The sequence below is a fragment of the Haloarcula nitratireducens genome (assembly GCF_019599505.1).
On sequence record NZ_RKLT01000027.1, the window covers coordinates 19,568 to 37,173 of the forward strand.

The following is a 17,606-nucleotide window of genomic DNA, read 5'->3' on the forward strand; positions in this document are numbered from 1 at the left end:
CGTGTGGGAATCACACAGCGAGTCACTGTCATCGAGGAGTATGGGGAACGGAGAGACTGTTTGGATCAGCAGTGGACGGTGCTTTCCGAGAAGTTGGGACACACACCATACCCACTTCCGAATCAAATTACAAACGTCGAACGCTACTTGAATGAGATCAGTGTCGACGCTCTCGTATTGACCGGAGGGAATGACCTAACGACAGTACCTTCGCCATCAAGGCCCGCCGCCGAACGGGATAAGTTCGAAGAGGCAGTCCTAGAGTATGCTATCTCCAAACGAGTAGCCGTATTAGGTGTGTGTCGTGGACTGGAACTAATAAACGCGTATTTCGGTGGTGAGATAGTCGAGGTAAGCAATCATACAAACGAAACCCATAGCATCAATCTGGATGACGAGAGGACCCAACTCCAACTACCGGAGCGAGCAGCAGTAAATAGTTACCACGGCTACGGAATCGAACCGACTGGAGTTGCCGATAGTCTACAAGGATTTGCTACTGCACCGGATTCGACGGTAGAAGGTGTCGTTCACGAGAGTCTCCCGATATGGGGAATCATGTGGCACCCCGAACGAGAGTCGCCTTCGACATCACTAGACCGTCACATTCTCGACCATGTGCTGGGAAACTAGTATCGATGACAGAAGATAAATCTCCGCAAGCGGTCCACCTCGCAGCCGGACAAGGAACACGGTTGCGCCCCCTCACAAACGACCGTCCGAAACCGTTGGTAACGCTCGGAGGAACGTCGCTACTCGAACGGAATATGCAAACACTGCGCGGCTGCGGGGTGACTGACCAGGTTGTTGTCACCGGACACTGTTCTGAAAAGATTCGGTCGTTAGGATGTCAGACGGTCCACAACCCCAACTTTGCCGAGACCGACATGGTATACAGCCTCTTCTGTGCTGCTGCGCGTTTCTCCACGGATCGGGATTTGGTCATTTCATACGGTGATATCGTCTACGAAGAGTCTGTGGTCCAGTCGCTCCTCGATCGGTGTGCACCACTCAGTGTCGTCGTCGATAGAGACTGGCAGCGGCTGTGGAAGACTCGGTTTGAGGACCCGCTTTCAGACGCCGAGTCGTTACGGCTGACGGACGACGATGCAATCGTCGAGATTGGTCGTGATGTCGATGGCTTTGACGAGATTGACGGGCAGTACATCGGTTTGATCAAAGTGGAATCAGACTTCATAGATCAATTCGAAACCGTGTATCAGGATATAGTCGGCGAGGCGTCCAGCAGAGACAAATCTATCGAGATGACTCAGTTTCTCCAAACGTTCATTGATCGAGGACACGACGTCGCAGCAGTTCCGATCAACGGAGGGTGGCTAGAAGTCGACACGGTCAGCGATCTTGAACAGTATTGGCACCTCTACTCGAACGATGAGCTTGACAGGTTTATAGATTTAGAGCAGTCTGAGCACTCTCAGTCGTGAAAAGTCTAAAACACGGCAGCGGTAAACCGAGATGGTTTGCTTCGGCTGAACAGACTATGCAACTCTGAGCTATCGTACTCGGTCGCTCTGCCACCGAATACCCCATACGATTACGGCGAGACAAGCCGCGACAATCGACGGCCAGCGATCACTACTCAGGTACAGACCCGGGAGACTAACGAATCGCATAGTGAGGGGCCAGAACAACACGTGGTAGAACCGACTGGGCGAAATCAGCAACGCGTCGAGAACGAGGTGGGAGGCCCCACCGATCAGTAGAAGCACAAATACGCGCAGCCGGGTGGTTTCGCTGACGAGAAGCGAGCCAATCCCCGCGACGAGTAGCGTTCCGAATGGAGTATGCACCGCGAACCAGTCGAACGGGATTCCCAGCGTGTCCTCAACTACTCGAGGTGGGAGTATCATCGCGACTTTTGATAAATCCGGGAGTAAGGCACCGACCATGACGACTGCGACGAATGGGGGAGCCTTCCACCCGAAACCGGCCGCCAGTATGCTTCCCAGGATGAACCCGACGAGGACGTGGGTCAAGAGGTCAGCCATCTTCACCGTCTCTCGCTGAGTCGTCGGTCCGTGGAACCAACGCTCTCTCACGCCAGCTGAAGCGCCAGTGTCGTCTTACTTGGCCGAGAACCAACAATCCGCCGACGAACGATCCCATGTGCATGGCCGTTTTTTCCCACGGTTTCTGGACCATCACGCTATCACCGGCGATACGAGAGGGGCCAGTAAGCGTCCCAATGACGTACACGCGATTGCCGACCGCGAGTTTTCTCCGGTCGATTCCTGTCACAGTCATCTCTTGAACGCTACTCTCCCGTAGTCGAACGACGATGGGATCCGTGCTAGCGACGGTGCCGTCGACGATAACCCGGTCACCGATGTGTGATTCGGGGGTCGTGAGTACCTGTTTGGTCGACTTATTCCGAATGGAGTCCGTCGGCACCTTCTCTACCGTCCCGAATGCGACGAGTGACCAGACGAGCGTCAGGCTAAGCAGCAGAAGGAGAGCGACTCTGTGCCGTTCGTTCATACGATTTGAACATACTCGTGAGAGAAAAAGGCGTTTTGTACCAATTACAAAAGAGTATATTTCACTGCCGGACTCTCCCACGTTCTGGTTTCAGTGTTAGTTCAGAGCGAATACAAAGAGCCACAATCCGACTGGAGTATCTTGTGATAGTATGATTAAATAAATGAACCGTCTGTTTAGCTAGAATAACAGTAGTACGTTTATTATACTCAGCCATATCTGTTCAATCTGTTTAGCCCAACGTTTCACGAGGATTAACGTGTTCACTGACGTATTGTTGGCCACATGTCGGCAACTGTCAGTAAGTTATAAATATAGCTGGGTTTTAATATGCACCTGTCATATTGGCCATGATTCACGACGTAGAGGTGAGAGATCTTCGGGCAAACGTCGACGAGCGCGGATCGTTGACAGAGATTTGGCGTGACGACTGGGAGATGTTCGAGGGGGAAGACAGACCCGTAATGTCGTACTTCTCGGTGTCGTATCCCGGTGTTATTCGAGCATGGCACCGACACCATCGAGGTCAGATAGATCACTTTGTTGTACCACACGGCAGGGTGAAGGTCGGTGTTTTCGATGACCGGGAAGATTCCCCAACGGAAGGCGAACTAGACACATACGTACTCGGAGAGGGGTCAATGCAGGCGATTCGGGTACCCGGTGATTGCTGGCACGGATTCAAAGTGATTGGGAACGAGCAAGCGACGCTAATCAACTTCCCGACGAACCTCTACGAGTACGACGAACCCGACGAAGAACGACTGCCGTACGACACCGAGAAGATTCCACTCGACTGGGACGACCCTCGGCACAAGAAATCATGAAGGGAGTCATTCTCGCAGGCGGAACCGGGTCACGCTTGCAACCGATCACACACACCAGGCCGAAACAGTTGGTTCCAATCGGCAACAAACCGGTCATCGTGTACGCGATAGAGAACCTCCGTGAAGCCGGAATCGACGATATCGGAGTGATACTCGGCACAGTCGGTCGGAGAGCAATTCAGGATTATCTCGGCGATGGGAGCGAATTCGGCGTCGAGATTACCTATATAATACAGGGAGAACCGCTCGGTCTCGCACACGCCGTGGGGTGCGCTAGAGATTTTGTCGGTAACGAACCGTTCGTCGTCTATCTCGGCGACGACATGATTGGTGGGGGGATCACAGACCTCGTAGCCGACTTCGACCCGACCGTGCACGCCGCCACGATCGGCGTACAGGAAGTCGACGAACCGTCTCGTTACGGAATCGTCGATACCGATAGCGATGGGAACGTGACCCGCCTCCTCGAAAAGCCAGATAGTCCCCCCTCGAATCTCGCCTTGATAGGGATTTACGTGTTCACTCCCGATATATTCGAACAGATCGAACTGCTCGAACCGTCTTGGCGGGGAGAACTAGAGATAACCGAGGCGATTCAGGGGTTGCTCGACGATGGGTACTCTGTTCAGTCACACGTCGTTCACGGCTGGTGGAAAGATACCGGGAAACCAGAAGATATGCTGCAAACGAACCGTCTCGTGCTAGACAATCTGACGACGGAGATACACGGTGAAATCGAGAACGACACCCCGATTCAGGGACGAATCAAACTCGGCGAGGGCAGCACTATCGAGTCGGGTGCAGTCGTTCGCGGACCGGTATCGATCGGCCAAGGAACGACGGTAGGAAGCGATGCGTACATCGGCCCGTACACCAGCATCGGGGAAAACTGCGTCATTGACACCGTTCACATCGAATCGAGTATCGTGATCGGAGAATCGGAAATCGACTGCGATCGTAAGCTCGTTGATAGCCTGATCGGACGACAGACCACAATCGTGTCCAGCGGCGACATCGACCCCGGTGGAGAACGGCTCGTTGTCGGCGAAAATTCGACGCTCAAGTTATAAGAACATATGCGAATAATCACACTCACCTGTCAGAACTGTGGAACGGTAGTTGCCGAGAACGTGCTCGAACGAAACCGTGTCATGAAATGTCCGAAACACGGCTGTGCCGGTGAACTACGTTTCGACGGCTTGGACGAAGCGGATCGAATCTACGTGGAAGAGAACCTTGAACGATTCAGGATGGAGCGATAGGAGATGACAGTACTCGTTACGGGCGGCCTCGGGTACCTCGGATCGCGACTCATCCGAGAAATCCCGGACGATCCCGCCTTCTCGGGCGAGAGTGTTCGAATACTGGATAACTTCCGACAGCCACGCTTTCACTCGTTGTGGGACTTACCACCGTACGCTGACTACGAATTCATCGAAGGGGACATCAGAGACGACCAGGTTCGCTCGAAGGCTCTCGACGGCGTCGACACGGTGTTTCACCTCGCAGCCATAACGAACGCGCCGGAAACGTTCGATATCCCGGAGAAGACTTGGGAAGTGAACCACGAGGCCGCCGTGGCACTCTACGAAGACGCCAGCGACCACGGTGCGTCGGAATTCGTCGACGTCGGCACGTGTTCCGTCTATGGTCGGACTGAGAGAGAGATCAAAGAGGACTTCGCGTGTGACCCAGAGTCGCCCTACGGTGAGGCGAAACTCGCTGCCGAGGAGGACATGCTGAGTCGATACGACGGCGGGATGGGCGTCACAGTGCTCCGGCTTGGGACAGTGTATGGGTGGACGACCGGGATGCGGTTCGATACTGTCGTAGACAAGTTCGCCCTGTTAGCGGCAACGGGGCAACCGCTCACAGTTTACGAAGGGGCCGAAGACCAGAAGCGCCCATACCTGCACGCCCAAGACGCGGTTCGAGCCATGCTGTTCGCTGCGACGGAACTCGGTGATGGCGAGGCATACAACGTCGTGGGGCAGAACGGCCGATTGCAAGACGTCGTGGACGCCATTGAGACACACTTCCCCGACGTCATGATCGAATATACCGAAGCAGAGCAACTGAACCAACTATCATATATCGTCAGCGACGAGAAAATTCGACAGCGAGGGTTCGAGACGGGATACACACTGGATCAAGGTGTGTCCGAACTAGCGGACAAGTTCCGCAGCATGGTGTAACCGAATCTGTTTTCGATTTCTCACGGGATCGGTTCGTAGAGACGGCGACTTTCTGTGGAGGTAGCCACTGACCATCGAGCAGGCAGCTCGATTTCTTTGACACGCATTCGGAGGGAGTCCGTTTCGCTCTCCAGTGAAGCGGACGCTGTCACAAAGGCTGTCCATCGTCCCGCCGTATCTCTCCAGCAAATATGACTTCGAATCGCCTGTGAACCTGCTAGCAGAGAACGTCCGTCCAGTAGTCCTTGTTCGACAGTGCTAGTCAGCCACTCACTTTTCGAGTAGGTAATCACCTATCGCTAAGGCGTCTAACCCGCAGTTATAGAACGTGCCGACAGCGTCTTCCACGCTACACACGATCGGTTGGCCACTCAGGTTAAACGACGTATTCAACAGGAGCGGGACACCACCCTTCGCATCGAACGTCTCGATCAGTTCGTGGTAGTTCGGATTTGCGTCAGCTTTCACAACCTGTGGTCGCGTCGTTCCGTTGACGTGTGTCACTGCCGGGATTTCGTCTTTTTTCTCGTCACGGACTTCGTAGGACGTAATCATGAACGTGTCGGGAACCGCCTTGACGAGATATTCGTCGATTGCGCGTTCGAGCATCGAGGGGGCGAACGGTCGCCACGACTCCCGGAACTTGATCTCGGCGTTGACCCGTTCTTTCCCATCGTCGAGACGCGGATCGATGAGAATCGACCGATTACCGAGTGCCCGTGGACCGAACTCCATTCGCCCCTGACACCACGCGACGATTTGTTCGTCGAGCAACAGTTCGGCGACTCGGTCCGTAATCGAATCGGGTTCGGAGTAGTCGAGTTCTCGCCCGTCCAGTACTGTCTCGATCCGGTCGTCCGAGAATCCGGGACCGAAATCTGGGTGCTCCAGATGCTGGGGGTGCTCGTCTTGCTGTTCGACGTAGTACGAACTCAATGCTGCACCAATCGGGAGGCCATCGTCACCGGCGGCCGGAAACGCGTGAAAATCGCCGATATCCAGTTCGTACAGGAGTCGGCGATTGACAGCCACGTTCAGGAACACCCCACCGGCGAGAGCGAGGTTTCGCGCCCCGGTCTCGGCAAACCAGTGCCCGACCAGTTCGAGTATCTGTTCCTCCAACAGTTGCTGGGCTGCATCGGCGACGTCCTCTCGCTCGTAATTGTCCAACAGTGCCTCGATTTCGTCGACTTCCTCGAAATTCGGATGAAAGGTATCCAGGTTCCGCCAGACGCTCGGGTAATCGATCGGCGTCGGTGATTCGAGCCGCCCGTTCCGGAATTCTGGACAGTAGTCTCGAAGTGTCTCGATCAGTTCTGCTGGGGCATCACCGTACGAACTCAACCCCATCGTCTTGCCTTCTCCGTTGCCGACCCACCATCCCAGCGCCTGTGTGACAACTCCGTAAAAATACCCGAAGCTTCCCTCTTTGCCGACGCGATACAGTTCGTTCAGCTTTCCGTCCCGACCGTGCCACACTGTCAGAGAGATGTCGTCGCCCAGTCCGTCGCTCGTCACCACCAATGCGTCGTCGTTCCCACAGGTGTAATAGGCGCTCGCAGCGTGCGCTTCGTGATGGTTGACGGTTTGTAGCCGGATATCAGACGGGAATTCGACTAATCGAGCGTACGCTGGCATCGCGGTGTCCTGTTTCCACGTTCGCACTCGCTCGGCCAACCACTTCTTCGTAGTTTTTCCCGTCGGCCGAGACCCCTGTGAGATGTTCTCGGCATCGTAGTCGTTCCAGTCCAGTAGGAGCTTCGCACCCGAGGTTACGACGTCTGCCGGAATGACGATCTTGTCGACGTCCTCGGGAGAGATGCCTGCTGTATCGAGGCAATACTGGATACTCTCGTACGGAAGGGATGCGTAGTGTTTCTGTCGGTTGAAGCGTTCCTCGGAAGCAGCGGCGACGATGCTATCGTCTTCGAGCAGTGCCGCTCCGGCGTTGTGTGTGGTATGAAACGAGAGGATGTGTGCTGTCATTAAGCCAACCAGAATATCTCACCCAAACTACTTGAATCCTACCGGACGTTTAATTTCGCTGATGGATGCTAGATATCGGGACGAATCAGAAGGGATTAGTCATCGTCACTATAGCCCGTCGCAGTGAGAGCATCGGAAGTCCATGCAGACTGCAATCAGTAGACGCAAACACCCGCGGCCATCAGTGCGATATCGAGGTGCCCAGAAGAGAGTGGACACGTGAGGGTCCGACCGATAGCGGAACCGAAACCTTGTAGTCGGGAAACGTTATTTATCGATAGTACTCGTAGACAGTAGCGAACGATGACGTCCATACAGGGGCTACACGATTATCTCACGGAAAGTGACGACGTGCCGGGCGTGATACGCGTACCGGTCTTGTTTCTCTCCGCACTCGTCTTTCAGGGGACGTTGTACATGGACGACACGGAGCGCATCTTCAAGCTAGGAGTCACACTCGGACTCGGTGCGCTTCTCAGACGGATACTACCGTTTTCGACTCACAGCATTATCAAGGCGGTTTCGATATCTCACCTGCTGAATTTCGTCTTCAACGGCCATCTATGGGTGTTTTTCAGGCACCACGTCCAACCAGAGAGGATCAACAACTCGTACGACGACTTCGCTGCGTGGATGGACCGGCTAGAACACCTCGGAAAGACGTCGGATTCGATCGCTGCTGTGGCCGTTTACGGGAGTTATTCACGAGCGCAATTGAGTGACGAATCAGATCTGGATATTCGAGTTGTTAGATATCCCGGAACAGTGAACGCGATAGTTTCGTCGTCGTTAGTTTGCCGGGAACGGGCACGGGCCAGTTTGTCCGTATTTCCGCTCGATATCTATCTCCTCGATAGCCCAGACTCACTCCAGCGATTGCGGGACGACGAAGTTCCGGAAGTACTAGTCGATAAGGAAAACTGGATCCGACCTGAAAGGGATAACTGCGCTAGCGATGGCGACACAGCACAGTAAACGGTATTGCGGAAGTGAGCCGACAATCGACGAGGTGATGTCAACTGTACCGAAAGTTTATTGCCTGTTAGTGAGTTATTATAGAATAACCAACACATACGATGACATTGCCATCTGAGGAGATACCCGTCGAAGGAACGGATCTGGTGAACGACGCATGCGTGGTCATCGTCACGTACAACCACGAAGAATACATCGAAGAGTGCCTAGAGCGGGTATTGGCAAACGACCCCGGTGACGTGATCGTCGTCGACAGCGCGTCGACCGACAGCACTATCGCAACCGTCGAAAGCGAATTTCCGGACGTGGACGTAATCGAGTGCGAACAGAACGTGGGATACGGGAGCGGGAACAATTTGGGGATGGACCGGGTCGAAGCGGAGTACGTCGTCGTATTAAATCCGGACACACGGCTCAGAGACGATTGTTTAGACGAACTCTTACAGCCACTTTCTGAGGACGAGCGTCTCATCACGACTCCGAAGATACTGACCTATGATGGAGAATCCATAAACACGATTGGAATCACGACCCACTTTTCGGGATTATCGTCTACTCGTGGATTCAAAAAAGACCCAGACGCGTATTCACAGGAAGACGTGCTAACTGGTGTCTCTGGGGTGTGCTTTGCAACTACTAGAGAGGTCTATCAGGAGCTGGGTGGTTTCGAGGACGAGATCTTCCTGTACATGGACGACGTCGAACTGTCGTGGAAGGCGGCCGCTGCTGACGTCGAGATTCGCTACGTCCCGACTGCAACCGTTCTGCACGACTATCCTGGCGCGAACCTCGATGCCGGCAAACTGTTCCACCTAGAGCGCGGCCGATACCTCATCCTGCGGAAGTATCTCGGAGCGAAAGGGGCAGCGCTCGTTCTCCCATCACTGCTCGTTACAGAGATATTGACGTGGGGATACGCTATCCTCCAAGGTCCAGCAGGCGTACGTGCGAAGTTCCGAGCCGCCACCAATGCGTTCTCGACAACCGTGACTCCGGTGGACGTCGACGTCAGGGAGTTAGTGGAACAGTTAGACGATCAAATTCCGGCAGAAGATTTCCCCATCGCCCCCGTTTTCAGGGGGGTTATACGATTAGCGAATAAGTGCTACCGGACGAATATCTCGCTCCTGTGCAAATGAAAATCGCCATGGTCTGTTCGTTCGGCGGCCATTTGACCGAACTCCAGTCGCTATCTAGTGCATTCGACGATCACGAGACGTTTTTCGTCACCTATGAGAACTTCCGAACGAAGGAACTCGAAACGAGATCGTACCTGCTGGACCCGATTCACACCGACGTGCGGGCGATGCTGAAAGCGATATTCCAAATCGGGCGAATCTTCGTTAGCGAACGTCCGGACGTCGTCGTGAGTACTGGAGCAGAAATCGCCATTCCAGCGTTCCTCTGGGGAACGATACTTGGCGCCGAAACCATCTTCATCGAGAGTTGGTGTCGTGTTCGAACTCGGTCACAGACTGGGCGAGTCGTGTATCCGCTTTCGGACCTGTTTCTGGTTCAATGGCCCGAGCTACTGGACAGCTACGGTGAGAAGGCGACGTACGAAGGTGGCGTGCTATGATGTTCGTTACCGTCGGGACTCGCCCGGACGGGTTCGATCGACTGATACGACAGCTCGACTCGATTGCAGTCGATTTCGACGAACCGATTCGAGCACAGATCGGCGCTGGAGAGTACGTTCCCGAGAACGTCGAGTGGTTCAGGTTCACGAGCGAAGAAGAGATTCACGAGCTCTATCGAACTGCGACTGTCGTTATCGCTCATGCCGGTGCTGGAACGTTGTTGACTGCCCTCTCGTACGGAAAGCCGATCGTCATTCTACCCCGGCGTGAGCAACACGGCGACCACAACGACGATCACCAGACGGAACTCGCGAATGCACTCAGTGAACGAGCGGAGGTATTCGTCGTACACAACGCTTCGGAGTTACAGCGAGCGATGCAGAAGGCACGTTCCATCACCGTCAAATCGGGGTCGGAAGATAACTCACTCGCCCGGTTTTTAAACGGCTACATCGAGGATATCGACGCATGAACATCGCGATGGTACAGTCGACACCGTGCCCCCCGGAGGAAGGTATCGGAAACTACGCGTTCAATCTCTCACGAGAACTCGTCAATCGGGGGCATTCGGTCAGTATACTCACTCGTGGCGGACTTCGGCAAGAAGTGAGACAGGAAGAGGGTATCAAAGTCGTTCAGCTACCCTGCCCGCCTCTCTATCCGTTCCACGTAGACGTCCACGGAGTGTTGGTAAACCGATTCTTGAGCAGGACGGCTGACCGCTTCGACCTCGTTCACACTCATACGCCCCTCACACCAGTGGTTGAGAGCCAGCATCCGCTCGTCTCGACGATTCATACGTCAGTCGTCGAGGACGTCGACCACATCGACGGATGGAACTTGACGAATCTGGTCAGCAAACTGCAGTTGCTGGTTTCGAGCAAACGGCTGGTAGCTGGACAGGGGGCCACGGCAGATAGAATTACGACGGTCTCCGGTCAGGTGGGTCGTGAACTCGCTCGACACTACGGCATCGAGAACGCGACGGTCGTCAAAAATGGCGTCGACGCCGAACGGTTTCGTCCCGGCGGAGAGCGCGACGAAGAGTATCTCCTGTACGTCGGCCGACTCGCGTATCCGAAGGGAATTCCGGACCTCCTCAAAGCCGTGAAACCGATCGTCGAAACGCACGGCGTCGAGTTGAAAATCACGGGGAAAGGTCCACAGCGGGAACAGCTCGAACGACAGGTCGAACGATCCGGTCTCGGGGACAACGTGACGTTTACCGGCTACGTCTCACGAGACCGACAGATTCGGTTGTACCAGAACGCGACGGGATTCGTACTTCCCTCACACTACGAAGGACTGCCGACAGTGCTACTGGAAGCCATGGCTTGCGGCACGCCAGTAGTCGCGACCGAAGTCGGAGGGTGCCCAGACGTCATCGACGAGGCGGAGAACGGATTACTGGTTCCCCCGGGGGACCCACCAGCACTAACCGATGCCATAGACACGCTGCTCGGCGACGCGAAACTGCGTGACCAGTTGGGGGCGAACGCTCGTCAGACGATTCTCGAACAGTATACGTGGGAGACAATCACGGATAAGTTCGAACGGGAATACCGACTCGCGAGGACGGAACAGTGAACGTCGTCGTCGTCTGTTTCGGCTTCGAGTCGTCGAACCTGCGGAAACAGCCGTGGCGGTACGTCCACGAACTCGTCACGACTCTCCCCGAGGAGGGTGTCGAGTTGACCGTAATAACCGACGTCGAGAGACCCGAAACCGCCGGAATCGATATACGGACAGTAGAAAAGATTCTGGGAGCCACTGGGCCAACGACAGGGGTCCTGACCGCTATCCAACGAGAGGACCCCGATGTCGTCGTGTCACTGATCGGTTCGACGAACTTCGTCCGGCCATCGACCGTTGCGTCGGCGACCGACAAACCGACTGTCGGCATTTTCGCGGGCCCCCTCTATTCGCTCTCGGAGATACTAAACGTGGGACTGTGCGAACTATACCGTAATCACCCGTATCTAGCGGTCCACTTGGCCGGATCGCTCGCCCCCGACTGGGCGATTCGAACTCGCTCGGCGGCGTTCAGTCACATTATCACGTTGACAGCAGAAAACAAGACACGGTTGCGAAGCGCGGGCGTCGATACCCCGATATCAGCCATCCCGCCAGGAATCGACGAGTTCGATCTGAGACGTCCAACCCGCCCTGATATCGACGCTGTTCGTGCGGACCTAAATCCCGAGGGAGTGCCGATGATACTGTACTTTACATCGCCGTTGACACTCCGCGGGACGGATACGCTAGTCAAGGCGTTCGCCCGGGTGCGGCGAACACACCCGTGCAAATTGGTCGTCCTCTCCAGACAGGACGATGGTGGACTAACCCGGGACGAGAGATATATCCAGCAACTAGCAACTGAACACTCGGTTGGACACTCGTTCGACCTCGTGCCACGGAATCTCTCCCCAGAGGGCGTGAAAACGTACCTTACCGCCGCCGACATCGTCGCGCTCCCCTTCAAAATCGTGCAGGCTTCTGTGCCGATAAGTATCCTCGAAGCAATGTCGATGGGCAAGCCCGTCGTATCAACGAAGACCGCCGGAATTCCGGAACTCGTCGACGACGAACGTCAACTGGTCGAACCCGCGGACTTGTCCTCGCTGACGCAGGCGCTCGACTCGTTAGTGAGTCGTGATGACCTCCGTGAAAGAATCGGAGTCCGCAACCGAGACCGTATGCAGGGATATCAGCGCTGGGACGATGCACGGGCACAGTTTCGGGGATTACTGGAGGAGTATGCATGAAGAAGCCACCCGTGATTTCTCTCATCGGACCCGATGGCGCAGGAAAGTCCACCCAGACGCGGAAACTCGTCGACGCGTTCGAGTCGAACGATATCGACTGCGAATATCGATGGTTCGGCGCCAAACATCTCGTCTCGCTTCCCTTGCTTGCCTACGCCCGCCTTACCGGTCTGAGCGAAGTGAAACAACTGGAGAGCGGGCGAAAGATTGGCTACCACTATTTTTGGCAGTCGAAAGTGGTCTCCACCCTATATCCGGTTTTGCTGCTCGTAGATACGTACCTGTTTTATATCGCCCAGGTATACGTTCCCACGGTGATTTTCGGCCGCACGCTCGTCTGTGACCGGTTCGTCTACGATATCGTCGTCAGTGTGATGCTGTCGATAGACGACGACGAGTTTTATCGGACGTTCGTCGGTGACCTATTCCTTCGCCTCATTCCGGATCGGTCGTGTACGATACTGTTGACGACGGATGCCGAGTACCTGCGTCCACGTCGTGACGACGTTCGGAGCGACGAAACCCTGCCTCGGATGGTCGAACTGTACGACGAACTCGCGGACTACAACGGAATACAACGGATAGATGCGACGAAACCCTCGGAACAGATTCATGAGGAGATCGTCGACCGGCTCACGTAGTGGCGACCGGCTACCGGGGTCCTATCAGCAGTTAGTGTAGACAGCAGCCATAGCACCCACCAGACACCGGACGGCTATCATCGACGCACGAGGCCACAGGACGGGTTCAGAATGGATTTCAGGCTCGGGACATCAATCTCGCACTCAGACCAGTAATCAGGAAGTGGGCGACGCTAGCTATATTAGTTTGTGTAGACATAATTCCAGTGGAGACTTACACGATGGATGATACGCCGAAGTTTGGACTGGAACGGCCCGGAAGGGGCACGGCCGAATGGCACGAGCCGCTGAATAGCAATTTTGGCCGACTCGACGACGCGCTGATGGTGACCGTCGACTCGGAATCGGACCTGAGCGACACTGACGCGGCCGCCGGCCAACCTGCGTATGCTATCGACACCCAGACGTTCTTCCTCGGGCAATCCGATGGCACCTGGGAAGCCCAAGGAAAGATCAGTTCGGAGCAGAGTGGTGGCAGCATTCAGAGCGACGTCACGCCGGACGGGGCAATCGTTGCCCCTCCTGGGCAAGTCCAAAGCGCTATCGACAGAGTGGCAAACAACGGGGGTGGACTGGTCAAATTGACGGCCTCAGGCAACTACCGTCTCCCTTCGAGTCCCTGGCGTGTGAAATCGAACGTCACCCTGGACTTCAACGGAGCAGTCATGCGTGCACAGGGCGAGCGAAACGACGCCAACATCGTCTATCTCGCTCCGCGCGCACAGGTTCTCTATCCGAAGATCGACCTCTGGAACAGCGGTGACGGGTTCGACGCCTCAAACCCGTATCGAGGCCGTGTGTTCTCCATCGACCCAAGCAATTGGGGACTCGGGTACTTCGCTGACGGAACGACCATTCAAGGCGGGTACACACTGGCCGTTGGTGCCGAGGGCACGTGGCTGTACGTCGGAATCAACAAAGCCGAGAACCGGGGGAATCACGTGTCGTTCGTCACGATAAATAGCAACTTCGGATACCCTTCGTATCCGAACAGAAAGATTGCAGACGGCGAAAAGTCGTTCGAGACTGGAATCTACTTCGACTCCAGTGGTCGGTCTGGCGGCGGCGGGTTCATCAACGCCAACTTCTTCTACGGAAACTATCAGGATGCCTCCGTTTCGATCCGAATGGAGGGGCCGAATCCGATAAACAAGAACGTCTTCAATGTCAACGTCCAGACTACGGACGGCGGGAAGACAATCTGGCGGATCGAACCCCAGACGGCCGCGCGGGAGAACCTCATGAGAGGGACCATCTGGGATATCGGCCGGTTAGAGGGCAATGCCTGGCAGATACTCAGTAGCTTCCAATCGTCGGACAAACCCCACCACGTCTGCCGTGACAACCATATGAACGTCCTCGGAGCGACGCCGGAGGCCGTACAGAACGAGTCTGGTCGTGCCCACTGGATGACCGACGCTGCGACGAATCAAACGACGCAATTGTAAGCCCGGGCCTCGCCGTCAACAGTCGTTGCTGTTGCTTCTGTTCGGTGATGGATCCGAGAACCACCGTCTGTTCCGCTGACGACACCGATAGCGTGGTCTGTGTCGCTCAGCAGAGTCTCACTCAGCATGGGTCGAAGGAGCCTCCATCCTCAAAGAACCGATGGGAGTAGGGTGGAGAGGAATTTGACCAGCGGCAAAGAGGCCGGTAGTGTTTAGTTTGGAGCATTGTGCCAGCGAGCGAAACTCTGCAACCAATTTTCGGCTGTTTCCGGTTCGGCGTGGCTGAAGCAGTTCGAAAACGACGAGGTCAACTGGCCTGAAAGTCTGGAACCATAACGCTAGACGGGGGCTTTACCCGAGAAGCATGGCCGTCGCCACGTGGCCAGTTCACCGATAAGCTCCTCCCTCAACAAAGCGAGCCCAGCGTTGGTGCGAGCGACTAGGGAGGAGTAGTTGACGTATGTCCTGGGCGCACAGTCCTCGAATCCACAACGATGTGATTCAATGGGTTCGACTGCGGAGCAACCATTGTTAACGAATCTGTCGCCGTGACACTCGAGTTAGGAGTGGCCATACGGAGTATCACCGTATCCTCGGGTACCGTATCCCACAGAAGTTGTACGAGGAATAGCATCCTCTGTAGTTGTAGAACCGACAAAGACCGCCATAGTCAGTGCTCCGAACCTCAGGCAGGCGCGTCGTGACATTTCCGTGGTTGTCTCTGGGTCATTCCGAAGTCGGGGTGGTCGCTGTGCAGTACCGCTGACGGAATCCGTTCGAGAGTTACTCTTTTGGGTCATACTGTGGGTCAATTGGTGAGAGCGTTTGTCGACTGTCTTCGGAGCGGCAAGCACTGTCTTAGTGACACTCACAGATACTCCCTGTATCGTAATAAGTCTCAGTATGAGTAACTTGGAGGACAATTGGTGCGAGAACGACCAAGTAGCCATATTGTATTGGGTGCTGCCTCGTACCCGGTCAAAGCTGCTTAGCGGTCGCATTTATGACTATACACGACAACTGACTGAGAACGTCCAGCGGATAGCAGAATGGTTCGAGAAGCTCAGTTCTGCCTGAAACTGATCTCTCACGTGGCCGCGTTTGCAATAGGTTAATATAGTGAAACTATTCCGCCACGAAATTGTGAACGAGAGACACGGTCGTTTGGAATTGGCTGGAATATTTTGGCAACTCCTTTTCGGAGGCAGATTGAGTTCGGATGTGAGTCGGCGTAAGAACTGACGCGGGAGAGTCTCAATTCAATCACCCATTGTAGAAATCCTGAAAGCCCGTGTTAATCAGCGACATGATAGAGACGCGAAATCCGGAACGAAGCGTCCGAATGAGCACCGTGACATCAAAGACGTGGCCGCAGTGGTAACCCGTGCTGTAACCTCGAACCGAAATTTCAATTGAATACTACTAACTACTAGAACAGACTAACTAATACTCCGGGAAAAGCAGTGCGTGCTGGAAGATGCAAAATGAGTCAGTCGAAAGACACCCGTTCGTTGCCTAAGTCGATGCGTCATAAGCGCATCTTGGACGTGGCAGAGGACAATCCAGATGCATCAATCGAGAGTATCGCGAAGAAAGTGCCAAGTGTAACCCCCAAACTCATAGAGCAAGTGTTAGAGAAGTACGGTGACCCAGCCAGTTCAGAGACAGGGTCCCCCTCTTCGGATGTGTCGAAACCGACAGCAGCTGACGACTACCCGACCGAGTCAGATCTGTCCGAGAGCCAACGGAAAGTGTTACACGCAATCTATCAGAACCCAGAGGCGTCACAACGGGAGCTCGCGGAGGATATCGGTGTCTCGGCAGCGACAGTGAGTAATCGTGCAAATTCGATTCGGGGGTTCGATTGGAGTGACCGCAAAGCGTTTGTAGAAGCTGTGCTCGACATCGAGACCGCTAGTCCAGAACAAAACGCAAAGAGCATGTTTGATAGGAATTCGGAGAACAGTCTCGTATTTCACGAACTCGAAGAACGAGTCTCGGCTCTCGAAGAACAGAGAGAGAACCGCAACGGACAGCAAGAGCAGGAAACGACGTTTAGTGATACAGAACTCGTACACAAGATGGTGCACGCGTGCATCCAGTACGAAGAGATATCCGACGATGAAGAACGTCGAATTCTAGCGCTCTTTATAGAGTGACGATGCTAGTCTGATCAAATCTCAGCGGACTGTACGAGACGTTCGATACGATCTTGAATCAGCGAGAGAATCCCGCCGTTCACGGCGGGCGTGAATTGCGTTCACTCCGATGAGAAACCGCTATGTTACTGCTGGCCTTGAGTCTCTAATGAGGCTGACCGGGTTCTACTTTCACTGTAGCAGGCTGACGTTCAAGACAAGAGCGAACGTATGCGGAACTGGCTAATGACGCGCACCAATACGTTCGCTGTGCGACCGCTCTCTGGTGATGGAGAGCAGGTGCTACGGGACTGTTGGACGCTTCCGCCGCTCTCTGGAACGAGATCAATTACCAGTGCCTCATGCACTACAACGACGAAGACGGCTTCGGGGGCGACGTGTGGGACGCCGATACAGGCCGACTTGAAGGGAAATACAAAGGCGTTCTCGGCGCGTCCACCGCCCAAACTGTACGGCGAGCAAACAGCGAAGCGTGGCGCGGGTTCTTCGAGAATAAGAAAGCGTATCACGACGAGTCAAACACGTCGGTCA

The 17,606-nt window shown here is 54.9% G+C and carries 17 protein-coding genes and 2 pseudogenes; 15 read left to right on the forward strand and 4 right to left on the reverse strand.

What is annotated here, in order from left to right; genetic code table 11:
* Nucleotides 1–3: 3 nt before the first annotated feature.
* The gene (locus tag EGH23_RS23110) at nucleotides 4–633 is read left to right on the forward strand and encodes a gamma-glutamyl-gamma-aminobutyrate hydrolase family protein (RefSeq protein WP_220582346.1); all 630 of its coding nucleotides are present in this window, start codon (nucleotides 4–6) and stop codon (nucleotides 631–633) included.
* 5 nt (nucleotides 634–638) lie between these two features.
* Entirely contained in the window at nucleotides 639–1,445 is an 807-nt protein-coding gene (locus tag EGH23_RS23115) for a phosphocholine cytidylyltransferase family protein (RefSeq protein WP_220582347.1), read from the forward strand.
* Between the two features lie 69 nt (nucleotides 1,446–1,514).
* Here EGH23_RS23115 and EGH23_RS23120 read toward each other — a convergent pair whose 3' ends face one another.
* Nucleotides 1,515–2,009 carry a metal-dependent hydrolase gene (locus EGH23_RS23120; RefSeq protein WP_220582348.1) on the reverse strand — a complete coding sequence of 165 codons (495 nt, stop codon included), beginning with the start codon at nucleotides 2,007–2,009 and terminating at the stop codon, nucleotides 1,515–1,517.
* The gene (locus tag EGH23_RS23125; RefSeq protein WP_220582349.1) at nucleotides 2,002–2,499 is read right to left on the reverse strand and encodes an OB-like fold-containing membrane protein; all 498 of its coding nucleotides are present in this window, start codon (nucleotides 2,497–2,499) and stop codon (nucleotides 2,002–2,004) included. Before EGH23_RS23125 ends, EGH23_RS23120 begins: the two co-directional genes overlap by 8 nt.
* A 350-nt stretch (nucleotides 2,500–2,849) precedes the next feature.
* On the opposite strand from EGH23_RS23125, the gene EGH23_RS23130 reads away from it, so the two are divergent.
* The 3 genes from EGH23_RS23130 to EGH23_RS23140 all read left to right on the forward strand — a co-directional run bounded on the left by EGH23_RS23130 (nucleotide 2,850) and on the right by EGH23_RS23140 (nucleotide 5,521).
* Nucleotides 2,850–3,326: a dTDP-4-dehydrorhamnose 3,5-epimerase family protein gene (locus EGH23_RS23130; RefSeq protein WP_220582350.1), complete on the forward strand. Its 477-nt coding sequence runs from the start codon at nucleotides 2,850–2,852 to the stop codon at nucleotides 3,324–3,326.
* Nucleotides 3,323–4,396: a glucose-1-phosphate thymidylyltransferase gene (locus tag EGH23_RS23135; protein ID WP_220582351.1), complete on the forward strand. Its 1,074-nt coding sequence runs from the start codon at nucleotides 3,323–3,325 to the stop codon at nucleotides 4,394–4,396. Before EGH23_RS23130 ends, EGH23_RS23135 begins: the two co-directional genes overlap by 4 nt.
* A gap of 195 nt (nucleotides 4,397–4,591) precedes the next feature.
* The gene (locus EGH23_RS23140; protein WP_220582352.1) at nucleotides 4,592–5,521 is read left to right on the forward strand and encodes an NAD-dependent epimerase/dehydratase family protein; all 930 of its coding nucleotides are present in this window, start codon (nucleotides 4,592–4,594) and stop codon (nucleotides 5,519–5,521) included.
* Nucleotides 5,522–5,791: 270 nt separating this feature from the next.
* Here EGH23_RS23140 and EGH23_RS23145 read toward each other — a convergent pair whose 3' ends face one another.
* Nucleotides 5,792–7,507, reverse strand: coding sequence for a carbamoyltransferase family protein (locus tag EGH23_RS23145; protein ID WP_220582353.1), 1,716 nt, complete (start codon nucleotides 7,505–7,507; stop codon nucleotides 5,792–5,794).
* A gap of 417 nt (nucleotides 7,508–7,924) precedes the next feature.
* Between EGH23_RS23145 and EGH23_RS23150 the strand changes: the two genes are divergently transcribed.
* From EGH23_RS23150 to EGH23_RS23185, 8 genes are all read left to right on the forward strand, one after another.
* Complete coding sequence (locus EGH23_RS23150; RefSeq protein ID WP_220582354.1) at nucleotides 7,925–8,482, forward strand: hypothetical protein; 558 nt, start codon at nucleotides 7,925–7,927, stop codon at nucleotides 8,480–8,482.
* A 107-nt stretch (nucleotides 8,483–8,589) separates the two neighbouring features.
* Nucleotides 8,590–9,621 (forward strand): glycosyltransferase family 2 protein, encoded by a 1,032-nt coding sequence (locus EGH23_RS23155; protein WP_220582355.1) that lies wholly within the window; start codon nucleotides 8,590–8,592, stop codon nucleotides 9,619–9,621.
* Nucleotides 9,622–9,629: 8 nt separating this feature from the next.
* Nucleotides 9,630–10,061: a PssD/Cps14F family polysaccharide biosynthesis glycosyltransferase gene (pssD, locus tag EGH23_RS23160; protein ID WP_220582356.1), complete on the forward strand. Its 432-nt coding sequence runs from the start codon at nucleotides 9,630–9,632 to the stop codon at nucleotides 10,059–10,061.
* Entirely contained in the window at nucleotides 10,058–10,534 is a 477-nt protein-coding gene (gene pssE, locus EGH23_RS23165) for a PssE/Cps14G family polysaccharide biosynthesis glycosyltransferase (protein ID WP_220582357.1), read from the forward strand. The genes pssD and pssE overlap by 4 nt, the downstream gene beginning before the upstream one ends.
* A gap of 8 nt (nucleotides 10,535–10,542) precedes the next feature.
* Nucleotides 10,543–11,649 carry a glycosyltransferase family 4 protein gene (locus tag EGH23_RS23170; protein ID WP_220582358.1) on the forward strand — a complete coding sequence of 369 codons (1,107 nt, stop codon included), beginning with the start codon at nucleotides 10,543–10,545 and terminating at the stop codon, nucleotides 11,647–11,649.
* On the forward strand, nucleotides 11,646–12,827 hold the full coding sequence (locus EGH23_RS23175) for a glycosyltransferase family 4 protein (RefSeq protein WP_220582359.1): 1,182 nt from the start codon (nucleotides 11,646–11,648) through the stop codon (nucleotides 12,825–12,827). Before EGH23_RS23170 ends, EGH23_RS23175 begins: the two co-directional genes overlap by 4 nt.
* Before the next feature lie 314 nt (nucleotides 12,828–13,141).
* Nucleotides 13,142–13,468, forward strand: coding sequence for a hypothetical protein (locus EGH23_RS23180; protein ID WP_220582360.1), 327 nt, complete (start codon nucleotides 13,142–13,144; stop codon nucleotides 13,466–13,468).
* A gap of 323 nt (nucleotides 13,469–13,791) precedes the next feature.
* Nucleotides 13,792–14,916 carry a hypothetical protein gene (locus EGH23_RS23185; protein ID WP_220582361.1) on the forward strand — a complete coding sequence of 375 codons (1,125 nt, stop codon included), beginning with the start codon at nucleotides 13,792–13,794 and terminating at the stop codon, nucleotides 14,914–14,916.
* A 212-nt stretch (nucleotides 14,917–15,128) separates the two neighbouring features.
* On the opposite strand, the pseudogene EGH23_RS23190 reads toward EGH23_RS23185, so the two are convergent.
* A pseudogene (locus tag EGH23_RS23190) lies at nucleotides 15,129–15,224 on the reverse strand (IS6 family transposase); the annotation flags it as partial.
* A 1,239-nt stretch (nucleotides 15,225–16,463) separates the two neighbouring features.
* Between EGH23_RS23190 and EGH23_RS23195 the strand changes: the two are divergent.
* Nucleotides 16,464–17,075: a winged helix-turn-helix transcriptional regulator gene (locus tag EGH23_RS23195; RefSeq protein ID WP_220582362.1), complete on the forward strand. Its 612-nt coding sequence runs from the start codon at nucleotides 16,464–16,466 to the stop codon at nucleotides 17,073–17,075.
* 225 nt (nucleotides 17,076–17,300) lie between these two features.
* Nucleotides 17,301–17,606: pseudogene (locus EGH23_RS23200) on the forward strand (RNA-guided endonuclease TnpB family protein); the annotation flags it as partial.

Excerpts from the sequence above, each read along its gene's own strand:
- EGH23_RS23115 (WP_220582347.1), top strand. The coding sequence starts at position 639 with ATGACAGAAGATAAATCTCCGCAAGCGGTCCACCTCGCAGCCGGACAA.
- EGH23_RS23120 (WP_220582348.1), bottom strand. The coding sequence starts at position 2,009 with ATGGCTGACCTCTTGACCCACGTCCTCGTCGGGTTCATCCTGGGAAGC.
- EGH23_RS23125 (WP_220582349.1), bottom strand. The coding sequence starts at position 2,499 with ATGAACGAACGGCACAGAGTCGCTCTCCTTCTGCTGCTTAGCCTGACG.
- EGH23_RS23130 (WP_220582350.1), top strand. The coding sequence starts at position 2,850 with ATGATTCACGACGTAGAGGTGAGAGATCTTCGGGCAAACGTCGACGAG.
- EGH23_RS23135 (WP_220582351.1), top strand. The coding sequence starts at position 3,323 with ATGAAGGGAGTCATTCTCGCAGGCGGAACCGGGTCACGCTTGCAACCG.
- EGH23_RS23140 (WP_220582352.1), top strand. The coding sequence starts at position 4,592 with ATGACAGTACTCGTTACGGGCGGCCTCGGGTACCTCGGATCGCGACTC.
- EGH23_RS23145 (WP_220582353.1), bottom strand. The coding sequence starts at position 7,507 with ATGACAGCACACATCCTCTCGTTTCATACCACACACAACGCCGGAGCG.
- EGH23_RS23150 (WP_220582354.1), top strand. The coding sequence starts at position 7,925 with ATGGACGACACGGAGCGCATCTTCAAGCTAGGAGTCACACTCGGACTC.
- pssD (WP_220582356.1), top strand. The coding sequence starts at position 9,630 with ATGGTCTGTTCGTTCGGCGGCCATTTGACCGAACTCCAGTCGCTATCT.
- pssE (WP_220582357.1), top strand. The coding sequence starts at position 10,058 with ATGATGTTCGTTACCGTCGGGACTCGCCCGGACGGGTTCGATCGACTG.
- EGH23_RS23170 (WP_220582358.1), top strand. The coding sequence starts at position 10,543 with ATGGTACAGTCGACACCGTGCCCCCCGGAGGAAGGTATCGGAAACTAC.
- EGH23_RS23185 (WP_220582361.1), top strand. The coding sequence starts at position 13,792 with ATGGTGACCGTCGACTCGGAATCGGACCTGAGCGACACTGACGCGGCC.